Origin of the sequence: Corynebacterium segmentosum, from assembly GCF_900637825.1 — a bacterium.
In the GTDB taxonomy this organism is placed as follows: Bacteria; Actinomycetota; Actinomycetes; order Mycobacteriales; family Mycobacteriaceae; genus Corynebacterium; species Corynebacterium accolens.
On sequence record NZ_LR134408.1, the window covers coordinates 1,936,536 to 1,960,496 of the forward strand.

Here is a 23,961-nt window from a genome sequence, read left to right on the forward strand (position 1 = left end):
TGGTGGTTTTGGGTTGGTGGGGTTTTATTTTTTGTTGTTGTATTTGTTTCTTTTGTGGTTGAGGAATTGTGTCCAGGTGTAGTGCCAGTGTGTGTTTGTGGTGGCTAGTGGTCCTTTCGGGTGGTCTATGTGGTAGGTGCCGTCGGTGTGTAGCCAGGCGATGGTGTCGGTGACCGGGTCCATGATGTAGTGGACGCGTTTGTCGGTTTTGATGTTGTGGTGGTGTTGGCACAGGGTGACGAGGTTGTCGGGGCTGGTGGGTCCGCCGTTGTGGTATTCGATGCGGTGGTCGAGTTGGCATTTGTGTGCTGGCATGGTGCATCCGGGCCAGCGGCAGGTGAGGTCTCTTCCTTGTGTGTAGGCGCGGATGTGGCTGGTGGGCTGGTAGCTTTCGGTTTCTTTTGGTTTTAAGTGTCGGGTGAAGGTGTCGATGTTTTCTAGGTTGGTAATGCGGGACCAGCCGTAGCCCGGGAAGTAGACCTTTGTATCTGCACTCCCGGCGGCTCCGGAACCGTCATTATGGTCGGGGTTAGTGGCGGCTGCGGTGGTGAAGGTATTGATCGCAACTTTGGTATACGTGTTATCCAGGATGAGTTGGATAAGCGCCTCACCGGCACCGCACTGGTTGTGTTCTGCTTGGGAATCGATGTGGCGGGCGATAATAGCAGCCGTAGCTTTATCACACGTCAGGCTCATGGTGGCGCGGTTGTTATGCACTGACAGATTCAGGGTGGGCTCGACCTCGTCTGTGTCATCGTCTGCCAGGTGGTGAGTGTCGATGAAGTCGCGGATAAACCGGCGGATATCCGCCACCGTGGGCACATGCTGGCACGGTGCTGTCGGGGTGAGAAAATCTGCCAGGGCGGCATCCACGAGGCCTATGTGGTCGTGGTTGTCGCCTATACGTTCTATTTCCCTATCGATAACCCTCAGGCGTGGTGTATCCAGGATCCACTGCTCAGAATTCGTGGCTGCCACTAGCGGTAGTTCTTGCATGCGGAAGTGTGCCCTGATAATCCCCGACAGGGTGCTGTGGGTTAGGCCTAGGTCTTTAGCCAAGCTGGTCAACGTTAAATCCACATCGTCGTCGAGGTCTGGAAGGAGTGATTGGTAGAAAAACCAGGAGTTTTTCCGGGCGTGTGCTCCAGCTGCAGCAATAGGATTGTCTGGGGTGTTGGTGGCGTAAAAGACTACCGGTACCTCCCCCTCAGCCTCACCATCAGAGTCGTAATCAGGATCAGTGTTGGTATCAGGATCAGTGTTGGTGTCGTAGTCCAGTGGCTCGCCGGCTTTACGGGTATTCCCCGGCGTGGTGTCGCCTACTAGCTCGTGCCTGGTGGTAGCTGGTGGTGTGCTACTTGTCATCGTAACCGTATCCCCCGGGGTGTACTACACCCTCAAAAGTGTCGAATGTGTTTTCGTCTAACACGGATTCACCCTACCCACCACACCTGACACTAGGGGGTAAAACCACGACACCCGCCACGCATTCCCCCAGCTCGACGGAGTACACGTCGCAAATGCATGCGGGGGGTAAAACACCAAGTAGTCCCCGAAACACCAACCACCCACAATTATTTGGGGTGGTGGTCTTTCGGGGACTACCAAAATCACTATGTTGTTGTTTTGTTGTTTGGTGTCGGCGGTGACTTACTCTCCCACAACCTCCCGGTTGCAGTACCATCAGCGCGTACAGGCTTAGCTTCCGGGTTCGGAATGGGACCGGGCGTTTCCCTGTAGCTATGAACCACCGACAAACCTATCAGAACACTACCCACTGTGTGTGGGTGTTGTGTCAGATACTGCATAGTGGACGCGACACACACGATAATGTGTATTTTTGTTTGTTTACTCGCTTCACAAGTCCACCCAACAATCATCCCCACACGTGGTGTTCGGGGGTTGTTGTGGTGTGTTTGTTTTGGTCAATTAGTACCAGTAGCCTTCACACCTTACAGTGCTTCCAAGTCTGGCCTATCTACCCCATAGTCTTTAGGGGACCTCAAAAGAAACCTCATCTTAAAACAGGCTTCCCGCTTAGATGCTTTCAGCGGTTATCCCTTCCGTACGTAGCCAACCAGCGATACCCCTGGCGGGATAACTGGCACACTAGAGGTACGTCCGTCCCGGTCCTCTCGTACTAGGGACAGCCTTCTTCAAGTTTCAACGCGCGCGGCGGATAGAGACCGAACTGTCTCACGACGTTCTGAACCCAGCTCGCGTGCCGCTTTAATGGGCGAACAGCCCAACCCTTGGGACCTACTCCAGCCCCAGGATGCGACGAGCCGACATCGAGGTGCCAAACCATCCCGTCGATATGGACTCTTGGGGAAGATCAGCCTGTTATCCCCGGGGTACCTTTTATCCGTTGAGCGACACCACATCCACAAGTAGGTGCCGGATCACTAGTCCCGACTTTCGTCCCTGCTCGACATGTCTGTCTCACAGTCAAGCTCCCTTGTGCACTTACACTCACCACCTGATTGCCAACCAGGCTGAGGGAACCTTTGGGCGCCTCCGTTACATTTTGGGAGGCAACCGCCCCAGTTAAACTACCCACCAGGCACTGTCCCCAACCCAGATCATGGGCCAAGGTTAGATGCTCAATCCGATCAGAGTGGTATTTCAACAACGACTCCACCACCACTAGCGTGATAGCCTCAACGTCTCCCACCTATCCTACACAAACCGAACCAAACACCAATACCAAGCTATAGTGAAGGTCCCGGGGTCTTTTCGTCCTGCCGCGCGTAACGAGCATCTTTACTCGTAATGCAATTTCACCGGGCCTGTGGTCGAGACAGCAGAGAAGTCGTTACGCCATTCGTGCAGGTCGGAACTTACCCGACAAGGAATTTCGCTACCTTAGGATGGTTATAGTTACCACCGCCGTTTACTGGGGCTTAAATTCTCAGCTTCGCTAACAAACGTTAACTAACCGGTCCTCTTAACCTTCCAGCACCGGGCAGGCGTCAGTCCATATACATCAACTTAACGTCTTCGCATGGACCTGTGTTTTTGATAAACAGTCGCTTCCCTCTATTCTCTGCGACCCCACAACACTCCAACCGCACAGGGTCTTCACGTCACAGGGCCCCCCTTCTCCCGAAGTTACGGGGGCATTTTGCCGAATTCCTTAACCACAGTTCACCCGAACGCCTTAGTATCTTCAACCTGACCACCTGTGTCGGTTTAGGGTACGGGCCATACACACACTCGCTAGAGGCTTTTCTCGACAGTACAGGATCACCACCATCAACCCTTTTGGGTCTACGCATCACGCCTCAACCACAAAGTGTGGCGGATTTACCTACCACACGGCCTACACGCTTACACCACCAATCCACTAAGTGGCGCGGCTACCTCACTGCGTCACCCCATCACTTGAACCACACATCAGGCCCCACGACATCAACACCACCAACACTCAAAAAAGTGAAAAGGTAGCGTATCCGCAGTGGTTAGTATCCGTGCTTTATCATGGGCGCACATGTACGGGTACCAGAATATCAACTGGTTATCCATCGACTACGCCTGTCGGCCTCGCCTTAGGTCCCGACTCACCCTGGGAAGACGAACTTGACCCAGGAACCCTTAGTCATCCGGCGGTAAGGATTCTCACCTTACAATTCGTTACTCATGCCTGCATTCTCACTCGCACACAGTCCACGCCTCCTCACGGTAACGCTTCCACCCATGCACGACGCTCCCCTACCCAAACAACAAAAAAATGTTGCTTGCCGCGGCTTCGGCGGTGTACTTGAGCCCCACTACATTGTCGGCGCAGAACCACTCGACCAGTGAGCTATTACGCACTCTTTCAAGGATGGCTGCTTCTAAGCCAACCTCCTGGCTGTCTTCGCGATCCCACATCCTTTTCCACTTAGTACACCCTTAGGGGCCTTAACCGGCGATCTGGGCTGTTTCCCTCTCGACTATGAAGCTTATCCCCCACAGTCTCACTGCCGCACAACACAATTGATGGCATTCGGAGTTTGGCTGACATTGCTAAGATTGTAGTCCCGCTCAACCAACCAGTCGCTCTACCTCCACCAAGCTAATACGACGCTGCACCTAAATGCATTTCGGGGAGAACCAGCTATCACGGAGTTTGATTGGCCTTTCACCCCTACCCACAGCTCATCCCCGCAGTTTTCAACCTACGTGGGTTCGCGCCTCCACAACCTCTTACAGCTGCTTCACACTGGCCATGGGTAGATCACCCCGCTTCGGGTCCAGGACATGCCACTTATCACCCCATTAGGATTCGGTTTCCCTACGGCTACCCCACACGGGTTAACCTCGCGACATGCCGCTGACTCGCAGGCTCATTCTTCAAAAGGCACGCCATCACACTATAAAAAGTGCTCTGACGGATTGTAAGCACATGGTTTCAGGAACTATTTCACTCCCCTCCCGGGGTACTTTTCACCATTCCCTCACGGTACTATCCACTATCGGTCACACTGAGTATTTAGGCTTACCGGGTGGTCCCGGCAGATTCACAACAGATTCCACGAGCCCGTTGCTACTCGGGAACCCAACAACCCCCACATCATCATCTTCAGCTACAGGACTCTCACCTACTCCGGTAGGCCATTCCAAACCACTTCACCTAACAACAATGCAAAAAGGGCGTGCCACTGGTAGATGACACAAAATCAGGCCCCACAACACCGCACACACAACCCCTACCAGGTATCACATGCACACGGTTTAGCCTCATCCACGTTCGTTCGCCACTACTAGCAGAATCATTATTATTTTCTCCTCCTACGGGTACTGAGATGTTTCACTTCCCCGCGTAACCCCCACAACAGCTATGAATTCACTGAAGGGTAACCCCACATAACCAGGGCCAGGTTTCCCCATTCGGACATCCTCGGATCAACGCTTTATTGACAACTCCCCGAGGCTTAACGCAGCCTTACACGTCCTTCATCGGCTCAGCATGCCAAGGCATCCACCATGCGCCCTAAATAACGAACACACCAACCACCACACACAAACCACACAACACGAAGCCATGCAGCCAGCATGTGGCAGCAACAAGTGAACTTGACAAAATAAACAAAAAGAAAAATCACATCACACACACAACACCACCCACACACAAGCAGATGGCATCATGTGAGATGCTCGCGTCCACTATACAGTTCTCACACAACACCCCAAACCAGCAACAAACACCACCACAATGAATGGCATCCATCAACCAGTCAGGCACACAAAAAAGGGGGATAATGCCCCAGACACCCAACAATGCACCAACGTACAATCAACACTCATTTTTGCCTGCATGGACACTTTTACGCATGTCACAAAGCACTGTCTCAACACTTAGACCCTGCTGATTAAGGTGTATGTCCTACCCGGAATTTCCAAATTCGGTGGCAGCAGAACACTCGCCCACTCAACCACCAACCCACCATCAAACAACAGTGGACAACCCACAACTGTGGGTCATGGCTGCAACTGCAGCCTAGTAAAAGCTCCTTAGAAAGGAGGTGATCCACCCGCACCTTCCGGTACGGGTACCTTGTTACGACTTCGTCCCAATCGCCGATCCCACCTTCGACGGCTCCCTAACACGTTTAGGCCACCGGCTTCGGGTGTTACCAACTTTCATGACGTGACGGGCGGTGTGTACAAGGCCCGGGAACGTATTCACCGCAGCATTGCTGATCTGCGATTACTAGCGACTCCGACTTCATGGGGTCGAGTTGCAGACCCCAATCCGAACTAAGGCCGGCTTTCAGCGATTCGCTCCACCTCACAGTGTCGCAGCGCGTTGTACCGACCATTGTAGCATGTGTGAAGCCCTGGACATAAGGGGCATGATGATTTGACGTCATCCCCACCTTCCTCCGAGTTAACCCCGGCAGTCTCTCATGAGTCCCCAACCAAATGCTGGCAACATAAGACAAGGGTTGCGCTCGTTGCGGGACTTAACCCAACATCTCACGACACGAGCTGACGACAACCATGCACCACCTGTACACCAACCACAAAGGGACGAACTATCTCTAGCCCAATCTGGTGTATGTCAAGCCCAGGTAAGGTTCTTCGCGTTGCATCGAATTAATCCACATGCTCCGCCGCTTGTGCGGGCCCCCGTCAATTCCTTTGAGTTTTAGCCTTGCGGCCGTACTCCCCAGGCGGGGCGCTTAATGCGTTAGCTACGGCACGAAAGTCGTAGAAAGACCCTCACACCTAGCGCCCACCGTTTACGGCATGGACTACCAGGGTATCTAATCCTGTTCGCTACCCATGCTTTCGCTCCTCAGCGTCAGTAACTGCCCAGTAACCTGCCTTCGCCATCGGTGTTCCTCCTGATATCTGCGCATTTCACCGCTACACCAGGAATTCCAGTTACCCCTACAGCACTCAAGTTATGCCCGTATCGCCTGCACGCCCGGAGTTAAGCCCCAGAATTTCACAGACGACGCGACAAACCACCTACGAGCCCTTTACGCCCAGTAATTCCGGACAACGCTCGCACCCTACGTATTACCGCGGCTGCTGGCACGTAGTTAGCCGGTGCTTCTTATCTAGGTACCGTCACAAAAAGCTTCGTCCCTAGCGAAAGGAGTTTACAACCCGAAGGCCTTCATCCCCCACGCGGCGTCGCTGCATCAGGCTTGCGCCCATTGTGCAATATTCCCCACTGCTGCCTCCCGTAGGAGTCTGGGCCGTATCTCAGTCCCAATGTGGCCGTACACCCTCTCAGGCCGGCTACCCGTCGCCGCCTTGGTAGGCCATTACCCCACCAACAAGCTGATAGGCCGCGAGCTCATCCTACACCGAAAAAACTTTCCAACCACCACACTAAAGATGGCTCCTATCCGGTATTAGACCCAGTTTCCCAAGCTTATCCCGAAGTGCAGGGCAGATCACCCACGTGTTACTCACCCGTTCGCCACTCGAGTACCCTGCAAGCAGGGCCTTTCCGTTCGACTTGCATGTGTTAAGCACGCCGCCAGCGTTCGTCCTGAGCCAGGATCAAACTCTCCACAAAAAGAATTTCAGCACAACACTGAAAAGGCCGTGAAAAGCCCAAACCTAACCAAAAGAACAAACCACCACAAACCCACAAAAGCAGGCCCATGCTGGCGTCCAAAAATTACTACAAAGAAAAAATAAACTGCCTCCCCCAACCCGACGGGGCACAAAAAAGGGAGACAAAAAAGTTGAACACAATCACATGCCAACCAATCCATCAATGCAGCCGAAACACTAAACAGTATTCAAAAAGATGCGTATTCCAACACCTTACCGGCACACACCAACCAACAAACCACCATTAGGTTCGCCGGCCAACAGACCAATCAACACACAACCATGCACACAAAAATAAAAATAAGTACATTGGCACACTATTGAGTTCTCAAACAACATCCACACACCACAAGAAAATTAACCAAACGTTAACCTCTCAGCGGCGGCTCGCACTAACTTACCCAACAACCTGAACCAAGTCAAATCCTCGAGCCAAGTCAGTACACAAAGTCACAAACAAGTAACCAACCGGCTACCTCTCGGCGACTTCGATAAAGTTACACCCAACCCCGAAAAACACACAAATCCCCAGCACACACCGTGAAAATGTGTACTGGGGTGAGGTTAATTAGAAGATTTCTTCTTCCTGCGTCCTTTCGATGGTGGCTCCAAGCCGCGAAAGGTTCTCCACAAAGTGGGGATAACCGCGGTCAATATGGAAGACATCGTGAACGGTCGTGGCTTCGTCTGCGCACAGAGCGGAGAGGACCAGGCCGGCTCCGGCGCGAATATCGGAGCTCCACACGTGCGTAGAAGAAAGATGGTCCTTACCGCGCACGACCACGTGGTGGCCGTCTACTTGGGCATCGGCGCCCAGGCGCAGCATCTCGTCAACGAAGCGGAACCGGGATTCAAAGACGTTTTCCGTGATCACGGTGGTTCCTTCGGCGATGGCGGAAATGCCGATGGCCATGGGTTGGAGGTCCGTCGGAAAGCCTGGGAAAGGCAACGTCTGGTAATCCACTGCGGTGGGGCGCTTTTCCATGCGCACGCGGAAACCGTTTTCATAGGTTTCAATATCCGCACCGGCGGACTTCAGCTTCTCCAGGGGAAGGTGCAGGTGGCGTGGGGCAATGCCGCCGACGGTGATATCGCCTTGCGTCATGGCGGCGGCATAAGCCCAAGTGCCGGCCACGATGCGGTCACCGATGACCTCGTGCTCCGTGGGATTGAGCCGCTCGACTCCGTGGATGGTGACCTCAGAGGTGCCCTCGCCCTCGATATTGGCACCCATGGATTTCAACATCTCGCACAGGTCCACGATCTCCGGCTCGCGGGCGGCATTGTGGAGAACGGTGGTGCCTTCGGCCAAGACTGCGGCGGTCAAGATGTTTTCCGTCGCACCAACGGAAGGAAAGTCCAAGCGGATGGTGGAGCCGCGAAGCTCGGAGGCCTCAGCCACCACGGCGCCGTGTTCAATGCGCGTGGTAGCGCCGAGCTTTTCCAAGCCGGTCTGGTGCATATCGAGCGGGCGGGAGCCAATGGCGTCACCGCCGGGCAGCGCTACCTTGGCATGCCCGCAGCGCGAGGTCAGTGGGCCTAGGACGCATACCGATGCCCTGAATTGGCGGACCGCATCAAAGTCCGCGTTGGATTGCGGCTTGGCGGGGGTGGTGATGCGGACGGTGCTGCCATCGATTGTCACCTCGCAGCCCAAGCCTTCGAGCACCTTCTTCATCAAAGGTACGTCCAGAATCTCTGGGCAATTGGTCAGCGTCGTCGTCCCCTCCGCCAGCAATGCGGCGGCCATGAGCTTAAGGACGCTGTTTTTCGCGCCATCTACTTTGACGGTGCCTGCAAGGCGGGCACCGCCGGAAACAATAAACTGATCTTTCACAGGTTTCTACGCTACCGGTTATCAGGGCAACGCGCCGATCCGGCGGGCAGCATTGACGGCTTCGTAGCGAGTATGCGCCCCCAACTTGCGCATCACGGAGCGCAAGTAGGATTTCACGGTTTCGGCGCCAATTCCCATTTCTTCTGCCGCTTCGACGTTGGTGTGGCCGAGCGCCACGCAGGAAAGGACATCGAGCTCGCGGGCGGACAGCTTGGTCGATTGCTTCACGCGCACGGGAGAAACCATCTGATCGCACAGTGCCTCAAGTTCCTTGCGCAAATCCTCGTCCTCGACGCGGTTGGCTAGCATGCACAGCTTGGAGTGGGTGGAACGAACCTGTTCCCATTCCGCACCGTTCATGGCGTGACCGCGGGAAGCGCCTCCCTTTCCGCCATCGGCGCGGCGCATCGCGGAATTGACCGCAAGGTCTTGCTCCAGGGTCCGGGCCGTCATCGTTACTTCCTCGATGACCTTATCGCCCAAGCGCACCGGGGAGTGCACGCCAACGTAGAGCACTCCGCGGATTTCACGCTGCACAGTAACGGGCACGGCCACGATCGAGTGCAGGCCTTCGTCTTGAATGACGCTGTCGTTCTCGTGGGAAATGGTGGTAGCCCGCGTGTAGTCCGATACGCCCACCGCGCGGCGGGTGGTAATCACGCGCCCGCCGACGCCCACGCCGGCATCGATAAGCAGATTCTGCAGCGCCGGCGTACGCAGGCCCACCCACTGGGTAATTTGCAGGCGGTTATCCGCCAATAATGTCGCGTACATCGTCACTGGGATTCCGGTGGCGGTTTTGAGGGACGACAGTGCCGCGCGTACGGATTCTTCATCATCTTTGAGGCGATGCGACTCCATGAGACTCTTTCCTCGTCGGGGGTAACCAAGCAGGTGCACCCGATATCCCCGAAAACTTGGGGACCAGCGGGTAACTACGTGGAATTATAGACAGCAAGTGGGGGTAATTCGAAATCGCCTCTTTGTTTCCCCAGCGGTGAATCCCACATTCCATGTCCGAATAGGCTGTCTGCAATAAATATACCACTCTGTCTACTTAAGTAGTGTATCCTTACGCTTGTACCTGATTTGACCGCGAATCTGATTCCCAAAGGAGTCTTAATAAATGGCTATTTATAACAATGTCCTGGAGACCATCGGCGGTACCCCGCTCATCCGCATCAACCGGCTAGCAGAGGGCAAGGGCGCCACCGTGCTGGCCAAGGTAGAGTCCTTTAACCCTGGCAACTCCGTCAAGGACCGCATCGGTCTGGCCATCATCAAGGCCGCAGAAGAGTCCGGCGACCTGAAGCCGGGCGGCACCATCGTTGAAGCTACCTCCGGTAACACCGGCATTGCCCTGGCACTGGCTGGTGCGACCTTGGGCTATGACGTGGTCCTCACCATGCCAGAGACCATGTCCAACGAGCGCAAGGTGCTGCTGCGCGCATACGGTGCAGAAATCATCCTGACCCCGGGCGCTGCCGGCATGCAGGGTGCGGTTGACAAGGCCAACGAGATCGTCGCCGAGCGCGGCAACGCCATCCTGGCTTCCCAGTTCGCTAACGAGGCCAACCCCAAGATCCACGAGTCCACCACCGGCCCGGAGATCTGGGAAGACGCCGAGGGCAATGTCGATGCCTTCGTCGCTGGCGTCGGCACCGGCGGCACCATCACCGGTGCAGGCCGCTACCTGAAGTCCAAGAACCCAGACGTCTACCTCGCCGCCGTTGAACCGGCTGACTCCCCTGTCCTGTCTGAAGGCCAGGCAGGCCCGCACAAGATCCAGGGCCTGGGTGCCAACTTCGTGCCGGACGTGCTCAACCGCGAGCAGCTGGATGAGGTACTGACCGCCTCCCTCGAGGAGTCCATCAAGCTCTCCCGCGCCCTAGCTACCGAAGAGGGCTTGCTGGTTGGTATTTCCGCCGGCGCAAACCTCTCCGCCGCACTGAAGCTGGCTGAGCGCCCCGAGTTCGAGGGCAAGACCATCGTCGTTGTCCTGCCAGACTTTGGTGAGCGCTACGTTTCCACCGTTCTTTTTGAGGACATTCGCGAGGCATAATTAGCCCCGCAACCTAGTCCATGAATAAAAGGCACCCGTCAAGCTTGGCGGGTGCCTTTTTGTGACCAGTACTATAGTCCGCATGAGCATTATTAAATATATCCGCGAAGATTTAGCCAATGCCCGCGACCATGACCCAGCTGCCCGCGGCGACGTTGAGAACGCGATCGTCTATTCCGGCCTGCACGCCATCTGGTCTCACCGCGTCTCCCACTGGCTATGGAAGCGCGGCCTGCGGGGCCCTGCGCGCATCCTGGCCCAAATTAACCGCTTCTTTACCGGCATCGAGATCCACCCTGGTGCAACCATCGGTCGCCGCTTCTTTATCGACCACGGGATGGGCATTGTCATCGGCGAAACCGCGGAAATTGGCGATGGCGTCATGCTCTACCACGGCGTGACGCTCGGCGGTCAGGTGCTCACCCAGACCAAGCGCCACCCCACGGTGGAAGATAACGTCACCATCGGCGCAGGCGCCAAGGTCTTAGGCCCCATCACCATCGGGGCTGGTTCCGCCATCGGCGCCAATGCCGTGGTGACGAAGGACGTCCCGGCCGATCACATCGCCGTGGGTATCCCCGCCCAAAACCGGCCTTCAAATAGGCATGAGCGGGTCAAACTCGTGGATCCGGACTACTACATCTAAATAGACTAAAAGCGGCCCACAGGCTTATGTGGGCCGCTTTTTGCTGTGCTTAACCGCGCAGCAGATCCTGGTATTCGGAGTTCTTGTCCATAAAGTGCGCCACTGCGGAACAGGTGGCGATGACCTTCATGCCGGCCTCCCGGGTTTCATCGAGGGCCGCCTTAATCAGCGGGGAGGATAAGCCCTGGCCGCGGAAGTCATCCCCGATGACCGTGTGATTAAATTCGCGGGTATCACCGGAATCTACGTACTCGCAGATTCCTGCCTCCACACCATCAACGGTGAGCACGAAACGGGACAAATCGGACTGATGAGAAATTGCTTTTTCCATGTCCCCCATTAAACCAAAAATGGCCCCTCCTTGATAATAAGAAGGGACCATAGTTGTGGCCAGAGCCAGGATCGAACTGGCGACCCCACACTTTTCAGGCGTGTGCTCTACCGACTGAGCTATCTGGCCAGAAACCCGAAGGTTTCCGCGACCTTGACGGGACTTGAACCCGCGACCTCCGCCGTGACAGGGCGGCGCGCTAACCAACTGCGCCACAAGGCCATTTTCAGTTTTGTATGCCTCTTGGGCACGGGTAGTTACTTTACACAGCAGTCTAGAAACAACACAAATCAGCACTACAAAGGCGGTTTTCCCGCGCTTGCCGATGCCCCTGCATCAAGGTGGCACCACCACACAGCGGCCTAAAACCAAAAAAGAACAGCACCCGCCGAAGCGTGTACTGTGCAGAATGCGACCTTGACGGGACTTGAACCCGCGACCTCCGCCGTGACAGGGCGGCGCGCTAACCAACTGCGCCACAAGGCCAAATGAGAAATTATTTAGAACCAACACGAAAGTGTTGGTACCCCCAACGGGATTCGAACCCGTGCCGCTGCCGTGAAAGGGCAGTGTCCTAGGCCGCTAGACGATGGGGGCCAGTCGCTTCTTGGCGACTTCTAGAAATATACTGGAGACATCACCAAGAAACAAAATCGCTCCCCCAGAAGGAGTTTTTACCATGTCTGAGCAGCAGAAAACCTGTTCCTGCCACGAGCCGGATGTACACGGATACAACGCCGATAGTAAGAGCAAAGCGCGTTATCTGGCGCGCCTAAAGCGCATCGAAGGCCAGGCGCGCGGGATTCACCGCATGGTCGATGAGGACCAGTACTGCATCGATATCATCACCCAAATCTCCGCGGTGACCTCCGCACTAGAGAACGTCTCTCTGGCGCTCTTAGAGGACCATATAGAGCACTGCGTGGCCGGTGCGGCGGCCGAGGACGGCGAGGTGGCTAAGGAGAAGCTAGCAGAGGCTATGCACGCCATTAAGAAGCTCGTAAAAAACTAGAAAAGGAGCCGCCCGAAGGCGGCTCCTGATGTGGGCCCTGTGGGGATCGAACCCACGACCTGCGGATTAAAAGTCCGTAGCTCTACCAACTGAGCTAAAGGCCCAACGTCGTTCTATATTAGCGTGTTGACTTTTAGATCTCCTAATTCACCCCTCGCCTGAAAGCATCCACACACAGCAAAAGGAGGGCTTCCCAGCCGGGAGGCCCTCCTTTGCCATGGCGGTGGAGATTAACCGCGCATGTCACCCTTTTCCATGAAGTTAACCTGGAAGTCGAAGGCGGACTTCAAGTCGTGCGGGGTGTGCTGGAACTTGTTTTCCTTCGCACGCTCGTAGTACTCCTCCAACAGCGGACGGTAGTCCGGGTGAGCCACGGCGATAATCTTCTCTACGCGCTGCTTTGGAGCCAGGCCACGCAGGTCAGCCACACCGTATTCGGTGATGATGACCATGGTGTCGTGCTCGGTGTGGTCCGTGTGGGATACAAACGGAACCAGGGCGGAGATGGCGCCATCCTTCGCGATGGACGGGGACACGAAGGTGGAGATGTACGCGTTACGGGTGAAGTCACCAGAGCCACCGGTGCCGTTCATGATGCGGGAACCGGACACGTTGGTGGAGTTGATGTTGCCGTAGATGTCTCCCTCGATCATGCCGTTGGAAGAAATCAGGCCGACGCGGCGGATGACCTCAGGGTGGTTGGAAATCTGCTGCGGGCGCAGGATGATGTGGTTGCGGTAGCGGTCTGCCTCCGCGTTCATCTTTTCTGCGTACTCCGGCGACAATGCGAAGGAGGTTGCAGAAGCCACGGTCATCTTGCCGGCATCGATAAGGTCCAGCATGCCGTCCTGGATGACCTCGGTGTATGCCTGAATGTTTTCGAACTTGGAGTCCAAAAGGCCTGCCATCACGGCGTTCGGCACGTTACCCACGCCGGACTGCATGATGAACTTGTCGTACTCAAGGCGGCCTGCGGCTACCTCGCCCTCCAGGAACTCGATGAAGTTAGCGGCGATCTTCTCAGAGGTCTCGTCCGGCTCGCGGAATGGAGCGTTGCGGTCTGGGGAGTTGGTCTTAACAACTGCAACGACCTTCTCCTCTGGGATCTCCATGTAGGTGGTACCGATGCGGTCGCCCGGCTTGTTAATCGGGATGGGCTGGCGGTTAGGCAGCTTGTCGATGCGGTAGATGTCGTGCATGCCCTCGAGGTTCTCGGACTGCCACTCGTTGATCTCGATGATGATCTTGTCTGCAGCCTCGACGAACTCGAGGTTATTGCCCACTGCGGAGGAGGGCACGATATGGCCTTCCTCGGTAATGCGTACGGCCTCGATGATGGCTACCTGGAAGTCACCGTAGAAGCCCTCTTCTACCTGCTGGCCCAGGTGGGACAGGTGAATGTCCTGGTAGAGCGCGGTGCCATCGTTGAACTGCTTACGCAGCAGTGGGTCAGAGTTGTACGGGGAGCGGAAGTTAATGGCTTCCGCCTCTGCCAAAACACCGTCGCAGTCCGGGGCGGTAGAAGCACCGGAGAAGAGGTCAATCTTGAACTCTTCGCCCTTGTCATGCAGCGCCTTCGCCTTATCTGCAATGGCGGTAGGCAGACCCTTAGGGTAACCGGCGCCGGTGAAGCCGGAGATGCCTACGCGGTCACCATTGTTGACGTGCTTCGCAGCCTCCTCTGCAGAAACTACGAGCTTCTCAAACGGGGCGTATGCGATTCTATCGGACAACTGTCATCCTCCTTTATCTGCGAGTAGACCGGGGTTACGGCCAACCCAATTTAGTTACACAGACCACAGTAGCGAAAATTAACGTTTTTGCCACCATCATTGTGTGATATTCACCCCAATCATGGGAATCCTCGGTAACCACCACCTTGCTGTTAGTTGCTAAATTCCGCCGTTAACGAGCACAATTAGGGCGTGAATTTGCGCATTGGAAACTATGACCTCTCCTCCCCCGTCATCCTCGCCCCCATGGCGGGGGTAACCAACGTTGCCTTCCGCACGTTGTGCCGGGAGCAGGAGCTGGCCCGCACCGGGACGGTATCGGGCTTGTATGTCTGCGAGATGGTCACCGCCCGCGCCCTGGTGGAGCGCAACGAGAAAACCATGCACATGACCACCTTTGCCGCGGATGAGGATCCGCGTTCCCTGCAGATTTATACGGTGGACCCCGAATACACCTATAAGGCCGCCAAGATCATCGTGGATGAGAACTTGGCCGATCACATCGACATGAATTTCGGCTGCCCCGTCCCCAAGGTGACCAGGCGTGGCGGCGGCTCTGCCCTGCCCTATAAGCGCCGCCTGTTTGGCAATATCGTCTCTGCTGCCGTCAAGGCCACCGAGGGCACGAATATCCCCGTCACGGTGAAGATGCGCGTGGGCATCGACGACGAGCACCACACGCACCTCGATGCCGGACGCATCGCCGTGGATTCCGGCGCCGCCGCCGTGACCTTGCACGGGCGCACGGCCGCGCAGCGCTACTCCGGCGATGCCCGGTGGGATGAGATCGCCCGGCTCAAAGAGCACCTGGCGGATACCGGCGTTCCGGTGCTGGGCAACGGCGATATTTTCCGCGCCGATGATGCCCGCCGCATGATGGAGGCCACGGGCTGCGATGGCGTGCAGGTCGGCCGCGGTTGCCTGGGCCGGCCGTGGCTCTTCGCGGAGCTGGGCGCTGCCCTGCGCGGCGAGTCCATCCCCGCCGAGCCAACCTTGGGCGAGGTCACCCAGGTCATTCTCCGCCACGCAGAGCTACTCGCTCAGCACGAGGGCGAGGATCACGCGTCCCGGGACATCCGCAAGCACATTGGCTGGTACCTGCGCGGCTTCCCCGTCGGCGGACAGGTGCGCGCCGGCCTAGCCAAGGTGGATTCCTTAGAGAGCCTGCGCGAATTGCTGGCGCCCTGGGCGGATTCTGATGCCTTGGCCGCCGATGCCGATGGTGCGCGGGGGCGCCAAGGCTCGCCCTCCAAGGTCGCGCTTCCCGATGGCTGGCTTGATGACCCCGAGGACGAATTCGTTCCGGTTGGCGCCGATATTTATAACTCGGGCGGATAAACCCACACCGGTGTGACTCAGCAAGCATTTGCGCGGTTTGTGAGCTATCATTTCCTGCATGCGTACTGCCTACCGTGAGCATCTGGACAACTTCTCGCACGACCTCATCGTCATGTGCGATACCGTCCGCACCATCATGGATAAGGCCTCCCAGGCGCTGCTCGATCGCGCCCTGGAACCCGCGGAGGAAGCGCTTAGCCTCACCGAAGAACTCGATGAGATCCGCTCGCGCTGCTCCGAACGCGCGGTAAAGCTCCTGGCGTTGGAAAATCCCATGGCCCAGGATCTGCGCCAGGTAGTCTCTTCCATCTACATCGTCGAGGATCTTTTCCGCATGGGCCAGCTGGCCCAGCACATTGCCGATGCCGCGCGCCGCCGCCACCCTGAGGCCGTCGTGCCCGCTGAATACCTCGGGTTCATGGAAGAAATGTTCCGCCTGACCCAGGAAATGGGTTCGGTGGTGCACGATATTTTGGTCACCCCTGATGCCGAGCTCTCCGTCAACCTGCGTTCCGATGATGATGCGGTGGACGATATTAACCACCACCTGCTGCGAATCCTCACCCAGCGCGAATGGGAAGGAACGGTGCGCCAGGCCGTAGAGACAGCACAGATTACCCGCTACTACGAGCGCTACGCCGATCACTGCGTTTCCGTGGCTGGGCGCATCATTTACTTCGCCACCGGCCTATTGCCGGAAGAGTTTGAAAGAAAACTCCAAGAGGATCAAAAGGACGCCGAGTTCGAGGCCCGCATGAGCGAACTGGAACGCCAATTCCGCCGCTAGGACCATAGACCTAAAACTGCCACAAGGGCGGTACCTCCCTGCGCTGGAGGTACCGCCCTTGTCGGACAATCAGGGGCTACGTATTAGCCGAAGCGGCCGGAAATGTAGTCTTCGGTCTCCTTCTGGGAAGGGTTCTCAAAGATGCGGGTGGTTTCATCGAATTCCACCAGGTGGCCCGGCTTACCGGTAGCTTCCAAGGAGAAGAAGCCGGTCTTATCGGACACGCGGGCGGCCTGCTGCATGTTGTGGGTCACGATGACGATGGTGAAGTTTTCCTTCAGCTCGTGGATAAGATCCTCCACAGCCAAGGTAGAAATTGGGTCCAGTGCGGAGCAGGGCTCGTCCATCAGCAGGACTTCTGGCTCCACGGCAATCGCGCGGGCGATACACAGGCGCTGCTGCTGACCACCAGAAAGGCCGCCGCCTGGCTTATCCAGGCGGTCCTTGACCTCGTCCCAAAGGTTAGCGCCGCGCAGGGACTGTTCGGCGACTTCCTTGAGCTTCTTCTTATTCTTTTCACCGGATAGCTTCAGGCCGGCAACCACGTTGTCCTCGATGGACATGGTGGGAAATGGGTTGGCCTTCTGGAAGACCATGCCGATGGTATTGCGCACGGATACGGGGTCCACCTTGGGGCCGTAGATATTGGTGCCATCGAGCAGGATCTCGCCCTTGACGGATGCGCCAGGGATGACCTCGTGCATGCGGTTCAAGGTGCGCAACACGGTGGACTTACCGCAGCCGGAGGGGCCGATGAAGGCGGTCACGGCCTGCGCCGGGATCTGCATATTTACGTTCTGTACGGCGTGAAAATCGCCGTAGAAAATATCGACGTCATTGAGCTCGAGCTTAGACATTGTGGAGGTTTCTCCTCTTAAGGGGTGTATAAGTGGCGGAATCGAGTGCGGCTATTTCTTGACCGAGAACTTCGCGGAAATTACGCGCGCCGCAATATTGAGGATGGCGATGAGGATAACCAGCGTCAGCGCTGCGCCCCACAGCTTATCCAGCACGGCAGGCTGCGCGCCGGCCTTGTACATATCAAGCATCATCAGCGGCAGCGAAGACTGCGAGCCCTTAAACGCGTCCCAGTTGATGACCGAGGAGGAACCAACCAAGACCAGCACTGGGGAGGATTCACCCATCACGCGGGCAATGGCCAGCATGATGCCGGTCACAATGCCGGACAGGGCGGTTGGCAGCACGATGCGTGCGATGGTTTTCCACTTGGGCACGCCGAGCGCATAGGAAGCCTCGCGCAGGTCCATGGGAACCACGCGCAGCATCTCTTCGGTATTGCGCACCACGATGGGAATCATCAACAGGACCAAGGACAGGGCGACGGCAAAGCCGGAGCGGCCAAAGCCAAAGAGCGTAATCCACATGGCGAAGATGAACAGCGCCGCCACGATGGAGGGCACGCCCGACAGGATGTCCACCATGAAGGTGGTGGTGCGGCCGAGCCAGCCACCCTTGGAGTATTCCACCAGGTAGATGGCGGTAAAGATGCCGATCGGGATGGACAGGATGGAGGCCAGTGCGGTTTGCACGAAGGTACCGACGATGGCGTGGGCGGCACCGCCGCCTTCGGCGCTATTCATCACGCCGCGCTGGGACAGCGTCCACCAGTCAGCGGAGAAAATCACGCCGCTACCGCGCGAGATTAGCTCCCAGAGGACCCAGATCAAAGGGACCATCGCCAAGGCCATAGCGGCCCATACAACGACGGTGGCAATGCTATTGGCCGCCTTGCGGGAACCGGAGATTTCCAGGAAGGTTGCCCCACCAGCGGAGGCCGGCTTGTTATTTGTCGTAGTAGTCATTGTTGTCCTTCCTTACTTGCTCTTCACGATGGCGCGGGCAATGGCGTTGACCACGAACGTCAGCAAGAACAGCATCAAACCGGCAGCGATATACGCACCGGCGCGCGTCTCGTTACCGAACTCGGCAGCGGCGAGGGCGATGGCCGTGGCGAAGGTAGTGCCGCCATCGAAAAGCGAGAAGCGGAAGTCCACCAGCGGCGAGACCACCATGTACAGCGCCATAGTCTCACCCAAAGCGCGGCCCAAGCCCAGCATGGAGCCGGCAACGTAGCCGGACATGCCGAAGGGCAGGACGGTCATGCGGATGACTTCCCAGCGCGTTGCGCCCAGCGCCAGAGCGGACTCGATCTGGCCGGGAGGGGTTTGCACGAAGACCTCGCGGGCGGTGGCGGCGATAATGGGCAAAATCATCACAGCGAGCACGATGCCACCGGTAAAGAGGTTGCGGCCGGTAGCAAAAGCGGGCGAATTATCGTAATGGGTAAACAGGAAGAACCCGCCGGCCCAGGATTCCAGCCAGGTATAGAAGCTGGACAGGGCCGGGCCGAGGACCTGCCAACCCCACAGGCCGTAGACGATGGACGGCACGGCGGCCAGCATGTCCACCAAGAAACCCAGCGGCTTAACCAGGCGTGCCGGGGCGTAGTTGGACAAGAAGATGGCAATCGCAAGCGCCACTGGCATGGCCAAGATCAGGGCGAAGACCGAGATGAGGACGGTGGTGCCGAACATGGTCGGGATACCGAACTTCATCGCGGAGGTATCGGTGGTCTCCCACCGCTCACCGTGGGTGAAAAAGCCCAGCAGGCCATTCTCGTTCACGCTGAGCGCCGGCACGGCGCGCCAGATGAGGAAGGCAGCAATCGCCGCGATCATCACGGTAATCAGCGTGGCAGAGGCCGTGGAGAGGAATTCGAAAATGCGGTCACCGGGGCGCTTGACGGAGCTACCGGAGCTGGAGGTAGCCAAGTCATTCTCGTTATCGCCACGGGTATGAGGCTGTTCAACGCCAGAGACGGGAAGGGTCTCCGAGGTCGATGCCTTGGTGAGATTATTGTCTGCCATGAGACGTACTAATCCTTATTTAAAGTGGAACAAAGGGTCATGCGTTACATGCCTGCGCCCCCAAAGCGCGTCTCGAGGGCGGCAGTGGGGGCGGGCGGAGCGTTATTTCGCGAGGTAAAGCGCAGTTTACGCCTTACTGCAGTGCGTCAACGGCGCTCTTCAGGCGGTCAAGGTGGTCACCCTTAACTGGGATGAAGCCCTGCTCTGCCAACTGGTCATCCTGGTGGTCCAGAACGTCGTTGAAGAAGGTCTTGACCAGTTCAGCGGTCTCGTCATCGTAGCCAGCGGAGCAGACGATGTTGTAGGTGGTCAGGATGAGCGGGTATGCACCCTCTGCATCGGAAGCGAAGAGGGCCTTGGAGTCAACGACCATGTCGTTCTCGGAAGCGGTGTCCTTGAACTCCAGGTTCTCCAGCGCCTTGTTGACGGTATCGTCATTCAGCTCAACCGGGCCGTTGCCAAAGTCAATCTTGGCCTTCTTGACGCCGTCAGCTTCCTTCTGGTCAGCGAAGCCGGCCTCAACGTAGGTGATGGCACCCTCGATGTTTGCAACCTGGTCAGCAACGCCGGAGGAGCCGTTTGCGCCCTCACCAACGGAGTCAGGGAACTGCTTGCCTTCGCCGTCCCAGTTACCGGTGGAAGCGGTCAGGAACTTCTGGAAGTTATCGGAGGTACCGGACTCGTCAGAACGGAAGATGACGTGGATGTCGGTGTCCGGCAGGTCTGCGCCCTCGTTATCAGCGGCAATGGCCTCGTCATTCCACTTCTTGATCTCGCCCTTGAATATCTTGGCAATGGTATCGGTGGAGAGGTTGATCTCCTGGTCGCCCAAGTTATAAGCGATGGCAACTGGGCCGATGGTGGAAGGCAGGTGCCATGCGTCGTTGCCGTCGCAACGCTCCTTGGCAGCCTCAATCTGGCCGTCGTCTTCCTTCAGCGGGGAGTCAGAACCAGCGAAGTCTGCCTGGCCGTTCAGGAATGCCTCAACACCCTTACCGGAGCCGGAAGCGGTGTAGGACAGGTTTGCGTCTGGGTTGTCCTCTGCGAAGACGGTGCCGAAGTAGGACATTGCGTTCTGCTGGGAGGATGCGCCCTCACCAACAAGCTCGCCAGCGATGCCGCTGCCCTCGGAGGATCCCGAGGAATCAGAGGAAGAGGAGGTGTCCTCAGAGCACGCTACGAGAGCGGTAGAGGTAGCGGCCACGAGACCGAAGATAGCGGCAGAGCGCTTGAAGTTGCGAATCACGGGAAAACCCTTTCCGGTGCAGATCAGAGATTGATTGTCCGAGGAAACCGCATCCCCATCAAAGGGGAACCCACATCCCACGTCCGCTTTTCGGCAGCGGGGTGCAGGTGCGCAGGCGCGGCTTTCTCACAATCAGTAAAGCTAACCGGCGGAATTAACCAGCAGGGTGACGTGAGGTAAACACTTAATGAACATGCCAAGAAGTTGACATGACCTTAATCGCACTAGCCCCAGACAACGTGCTCTTCATCAACGGAAAAGCCCAGCCGCTTGTAGGCCTTCAGCGCCGGTTCATTATCCGCTTCCACGTACAAAATAACCCGCTGAGCTCCCTTTTCTACCATGCGGCGCAGGCCAATCTGTAGCAATGGACCGCCCAATTTTTGGCCGCGATACGCCTCTGCAAGGCCCACCACGTAGACCTCACCAAAGCCGGAATCTTCTTCCTCGTGCCACTTGGTCCAGTGGAAACCAGCCAGGGTCGGGTGCCCCTGCTCCTTCTCATCCCAGAAGAACAAGACGTCCTTAGGATCGAACCATTCGGCTTCCATGCCGCGGTGCAGGCGCTCTAAATCCCAGCCGCCTTGTTCTGGGTGCCAATTAAAGGCCTCGTTATTAACGCGCAGCCACTCGTTTTCCACGGTGTCCTTGCCCCACTTGTCCACCGCCTCGCTGTAATTGGCGGCTTGTAGCGGAAGCTCGCCTACGTGGGCTGCGCTATCCAGATCACTGCCCTCGATGCCCATGACCACGAGGGTGCGGGTGACCTTCAGGTCGCGGGAATTAGCCAAGGCCTGAGCGGGCTTGCCGTTGCCATGCGCCCAGGTCTCGAGGTTGGTGGTGGCGTTAGCGGTGGCATCGTAAAGCGCGGTGCCATAGCCCTTGCCGCGATAATCGGGGGCGATAAAAAGCTCCGCGGTGGAATCCTCGCGGCTGGATACGCCAATGGGCTCGCCATCCAGCCAAGCCACCAAGTGCTTGTGATGCAGGCGCTCATCGCGCAGGCCATTGAGGAATTGCTCCGACAGCGGGGCGATGCCGTCGGTCTTTTCAGCGTGCGCTGCTAGTTCTTCCAGGGTGCCCGCAAGCTCTGGGGAGGCGGGGAGGTTTTCTTCGGTGATATTCATGGTGCCCATAATACGTAGGCTAAATTTGAAAGCGTGAGTGTAGTCAAAGTCGACCGGCGCATTGTGCACGTCCTCATCGTGGTGGGCGTGGTCATTGCCGCATGGGTGGCCGATGCCTGCGTGGCCATGCATTCTGAGCACAAGATTGCCCAGGAGGTTAAGGAGAACTCCAGGCTGGAAAATTCGCCCCAGGTGTATATCGGCGGCACCCCGTACCTGTTGGCGGCAGGCTCCAAGGAAATTCCTTATCTGCAGGTCAAGGCGCTCGATGTGGAGGTTCCCAAGCTGGGCATGGTCAATGCCTCGACCGTGCTGCGCGATATTACCGTCACCCCTGAGCAGGTAGTAAGCGGCGATATTGAAGGCGCACCCGTATCCACGTATTCGCGCGGAATTTCCCTCGACGGCGTGGCGTTAGGCCGCCTTTTGGGCATTACCGATCTCTCCATTGCTAACCCGGATGATATTTCTCCCTCCGGCGGCGTTTCTGCCGAGGCGGAGCTTACCGGCACCCTGCCCGGCGATAAGGAAAAATCCACCGCTATGGTCACACTGCGCCTGGTGGGCCCGGAGTTCCGCATGGAGGTCTACGGAACCGATGATCCGCGCCTCAAGGAGGCGTTTTCCCTCAACTTCGATACACGCGAGCTCCCGCTGCCGGCGCAGGCCACCATGGTAAGGCTGCAGGGCGGCACCATTTACTTTGAGGTCCAGCGCCGCAATATCAAGGTCCAGATGGCCCAGCTATCCCCGCTGGAAATCGAGGGATCTGAGCAACGAGCCGTGGAAGAGGCCGAAAAGAAGGCGGCCGATACCGCCAATAAGGTAGGCCCCGCACCGAAAGAGGGTGAATCCTAGCGGAGGCGAATAAAGTCCCGCAGCACTTCCTGCACGGAGCGCTGGGCCACCTGCCGCCTGTCTTGCGGGGCGTAGACCTCGATGGCATCGGCCACAGAGGTCAGCGTGACGTGGCGGAAGGTCCCCTCGGATTCGCCATCGGCCTGGAAGCGCTGCGGGGTGTGGCAATCGAGCTCGACGTGCTTGGCGTCATCAAAGCCCAGGGTCTTTTCCTTCACCAGCCGCTTGAGCCAGCCGTGCTTATCGGCGCCAAAGAGGTGCAGCAGGCCGATGACCCCACGCACACCGCTGAGTTTTTCCAGACCGAAAAGGGCCAGGCCCTCATCGAAAGAATTGCGCGGGTTGGTCACGACCGGCAAGGGCCCCAAGAAGGTCCAGGGGTTGGTATTAGAGGTAAATAGGAGCGGGAAGTCCTTCTTATGGAGCGTCTGCCCCAAGCGCGATTCCGCGTGCACCGTAATCTGCGGCGGGTTGCGGCGCGCGCGTAGCCAGGCCCGAATGGCCACGTTCAAGTAGCGCAGCGGCGTGGCGGAAAAGCCTTGTTCGCGGGCGCGGTCCACGCGTGCGAGGACGTCCGCATCCATGCCAAAGCCGGCGTTGACGGCAAACCAGCGTTCGTTCCAGGTACCCAGGTAAATGGTGCGGCGCAGATCGCGCTCGAGCATGCGGGCCAGAACGTGGGTGGCCTCAACCGGCGTATTGGGAAAGCCGAGGGCGCGGACGAAGACGTTCGCGGATCCGGTGGGAATGACGGCGAGCGCCGGCACCTCGTTTGGGCTGGGGATATCTTCATCGGCCGGTCCCAGCAGGCCGTTGACAATCTCATTGACGGTGCCATCGCCGCCCACGGCAATGATGACATCATAATCATCCCTGGTAAGCCCCCGAACGATGTCTTCTGCATGCCCGGGGTAATGGGTGAATTTGACCAATAGGTGCATGCCTTCTACGGCCCGCAGGGCGGGCACGATTTGGCGAAAGAGCCCGTTGGATTGCGAGGTCGAATTGGGATTGGAAATCATCAGCGCATGCACAAC

At 57.4% G+C, this 23,961-nt stretch carries 17 protein-coding genes, 5 tRNA genes and 3 rRNA genes; 6 read left to right on the forward strand and 19 right to left on the reverse strand.

What is annotated here, in order from left to right; translation table 11 throughout:
• Window positions 1–24: 24 nt before the first annotated feature.
• From EL217_RS09245 to ramA, 6 genes are all read right to left on the reverse strand, one after another.
• Entirely contained in the window at window positions 25–1,365 is a 1,341-nt protein-coding gene (locus EL217_RS09245; protein WP_126319728.1) for an HNH endonuclease signature motif containing protein, read from the reverse strand.
• A gap of 272 nt (window positions 1,366–1,637) precedes the next feature.
• A 5S ribosomal RNA gene (gene rrf, locus EL217_RS09250) occupies window positions 1,638–1,755 on the reverse strand.
• A 155-nt stretch (window positions 1,756–1,910) separates the two neighbouring features.
• Window positions 1,911–4,990 (reverse strand): 23S ribosomal RNA (locus EL217_RS09255).
• Between the two features lie 510 nt (window positions 4,991–5,500).
• A 16S ribosomal RNA gene (locus EL217_RS09260) occupies window positions 5,501–7,018 on the reverse strand.
• The 16S, 23S and 5S rRNA genes sit together here, the layout of an rRNA operon.
• Window positions 7,019–7,627: 609 nt before the next feature.
• A complete protein-coding gene (gene murA / locus EL217_RS09265; RefSeq protein ID WP_005284607.1) occupies window positions 7,628–8,896 on the reverse strand; it encodes a UDP-N-acetylglucosamine 1-carboxyvinyltransferase in 1,269 nt (422 codons plus the stop codon).
• 21 nt (window positions 8,897–8,917) lie between these two features.
• On the reverse strand, window positions 8,918–9,757 hold the full coding sequence (gene ramA / locus EL217_RS09270; RefSeq protein WP_126319730.1) for an acetate metabolism transcriptional regulator RamA: 840 nt from the start codon (window positions 9,755–9,757) through the stop codon (window positions 8,918–8,920).
• Between the two features lie 265 nt (window positions 9,758–10,022).
• On the opposite strand from ramA, the gene cysK reads away from it, so the two are divergent.
• Complete coding sequence (gene cysK, locus EL217_RS09275; RefSeq protein ID WP_005279639.1) at window positions 10,023–10,958, forward strand: cysteine synthase A; 936 nt, start codon at window positions 10,023–10,025, stop codon at window positions 10,956–10,958.
• An 82-nt stretch (window positions 10,959–11,040) separates the two neighbouring features.
• Window positions 11,041–11,604: a serine O-acetyltransferase EpsC gene (epsC, locus tag EL217_RS09280; RefSeq protein WP_005279637.1), complete on the forward strand. Its 564-nt coding sequence runs from the start codon at window positions 11,041–11,043 to the stop codon at window positions 11,602–11,604.
• Window positions 11,605–11,653: 49 nt separating this feature from the next.
• Here epsC and EL217_RS09285 read toward each other — a convergent pair whose 3' ends face one another.
• The 5 genes from EL217_RS09285 to EL217_RS09305 all read right to left on the reverse strand — a co-directional run bounded on the left by EL217_RS09285 (window position 11,654) and on the right by EL217_RS09305 (window position 12,532).
• On the reverse strand, window positions 11,654–11,935 hold the full coding sequence (locus tag EL217_RS09285) for a GNAT family N-acetyltransferase (RefSeq protein ID WP_167530828.1): 282 nt from the start codon (window positions 11,933–11,935) through the stop codon (window positions 11,654–11,656).
• A 56-nt stretch (window positions 11,936–11,991) separates the two neighbouring features.
• Window positions 11,992–12,064: transfer RNA gene (locus EL217_RS09290), tRNA-Phe, on the reverse strand.
• 19 nt (window positions 12,065–12,083) lie between these two features.
• A tRNA-Asp gene (locus tag EL217_RS09295) sits at window positions 12,084–12,157 on the reverse strand.
• 190 nt (window positions 12,158–12,347) lie between these two features.
• A tRNA-Asp gene (locus EL217_RS09300) sits at window positions 12,348–12,421 on the reverse strand.
• Between the two features lie 35 nt (window positions 12,422–12,456).
• Window positions 12,457–12,532: transfer RNA gene (locus EL217_RS09305), tRNA-Glu, on the reverse strand.
• A gap of 82 nt (window positions 12,533–12,614) precedes the next feature.
• Between EL217_RS09305 and EL217_RS09310 the strand changes: the two genes are divergently transcribed.
• On the forward strand, window positions 12,615–12,947 hold the full coding sequence (locus EL217_RS09310; RefSeq protein ID WP_005279633.1) for a metal-sensitive transcriptional regulator: 333 nt from the start codon (window positions 12,615–12,617) through the stop codon (window positions 12,945–12,947).
• A gap of 31 nt (window positions 12,948–12,978) precedes the next feature.
• On the opposite strand, the gene EL217_RS09315 is transcribed toward EL217_RS09310, so the two are convergent.
• Window positions 12,979–13,051: transfer RNA gene (locus EL217_RS09315), tRNA-Lys, on the reverse strand.
• A 126-nt stretch (window positions 13,052–13,177) separates the two neighbouring features.
• Window positions 13,178–14,680 carry an acetyl-CoA hydrolase/transferase family protein gene (locus EL217_RS09320; RefSeq protein ID WP_005284616.1) on the reverse strand — a complete coding sequence of 501 codons (1,503 nt, stop codon included), beginning with the start codon at window positions 14,678–14,680 and terminating at the stop codon, window positions 13,178–13,180.
• A 192-nt stretch (window positions 14,681–14,872) separates the two neighbouring features.
• Here EL217_RS09320 and dusB point away from each other — a divergent pair, with 192 nt between their 5' ends.
• On the forward strand, window positions 14,873–16,018 hold the full coding sequence (gene dusB / locus EL217_RS09325) for a tRNA dihydrouridine synthase DusB (RefSeq protein WP_126319732.1): 1,146 nt from the start codon (window positions 14,873–14,875) through the stop codon (window positions 16,016–16,018).
• Between the two features lie 58 nt (window positions 16,019–16,076).
• Window positions 16,077–16,805 carry a phosphate signaling complex protein PhoU gene (gene phoU, locus EL217_RS09330; RefSeq protein ID WP_005279628.1) on the forward strand — a complete coding sequence of 243 codons (729 nt, stop codon included), beginning with the start codon at window positions 16,077–16,079 and terminating at the stop codon, window positions 16,803–16,805.
• An 83-nt stretch (window positions 16,806–16,888) separates the two neighbouring features.
• On the opposite strand, the gene pstB is transcribed toward phoU, so the two are convergent.
• The 5 genes from pstB to mshD form a co-directional block, all read right to left on the reverse strand.
• Window positions 16,889–17,662, reverse strand: a complete 774-nt coding sequence (gene pstB, locus EL217_RS09335) for a phosphate ABC transporter ATP-binding protein PstB (protein WP_005279626.1) — start codon at window positions 17,660–17,662, stop codon at window positions 16,889–16,891.
• A gap of 51 nt (window positions 17,663–17,713) precedes the next feature.
• Complete coding sequence (gene pstA / locus EL217_RS09340; RefSeq protein ID WP_005279624.1) at window positions 17,714–18,628, reverse strand: phosphate ABC transporter permease PstA; 915 nt, start codon at window positions 18,626–18,628, stop codon at window positions 17,714–17,716.
• 12 nt (window positions 18,629–18,640) lie between these two features.
• The gene (gene pstC, locus EL217_RS09345; protein WP_023029516.1) at window positions 18,641–19,693 is read right to left on the reverse strand and encodes a phosphate ABC transporter permease subunit PstC; all 1,053 of its coding nucleotides are present in this window, start codon (window positions 19,691–19,693) and stop codon (window positions 18,641–18,643) included.
• A 133-nt stretch (window positions 19,694–19,826) separates the two neighbouring features.
• Window positions 19,827–20,939, reverse strand: coding sequence for a phosphate ABC transporter substrate-binding protein PstS (gene pstS / locus EL217_RS09350; RefSeq protein WP_126319734.1), 1,113 nt, complete (start codon window positions 20,937–20,939; stop codon window positions 19,827–19,829).
• A gap of 224 nt (window positions 20,940–21,163) precedes the next feature.
• Window positions 21,164–22,066 carry a mycothiol synthase gene (gene mshD, locus EL217_RS09355; RefSeq protein ID WP_172596726.1) on the reverse strand — a complete coding sequence of 301 codons (903 nt, stop codon included), beginning with the start codon at window positions 22,064–22,066 and terminating at the stop codon, window positions 21,164–21,166.
• Between the two features lie 33 nt (window positions 22,067–22,099).
• On the opposite strand from mshD, the gene EL217_RS09360 reads away from it, so the two are divergent.
• Window positions 22,100–22,924 carry a DUF2993 domain-containing protein gene (locus tag EL217_RS09360; RefSeq protein WP_023017912.1) on the forward strand — a complete coding sequence of 275 codons (825 nt, stop codon included), beginning with the start codon at window positions 22,100–22,102 and terminating at the stop codon, window positions 22,922–22,924.
• Here the strand turns inward: EL217_RS09360 and EL217_RS09365 are convergent.
• On the reverse strand, window positions 22,921–23,958 hold the full coding sequence (locus EL217_RS09365) for a diacylglycerol/lipid kinase family protein (protein WP_126319738.1): 1,038 nt from the start codon (window positions 23,956–23,958) through the stop codon (window positions 22,921–22,923). The two genes, EL217_RS09360 and EL217_RS09365, sit on opposite strands and share 4 nt — an antisense overlap.
• Window positions 23,959–23,961 lie beyond the last annotated feature (3 nt).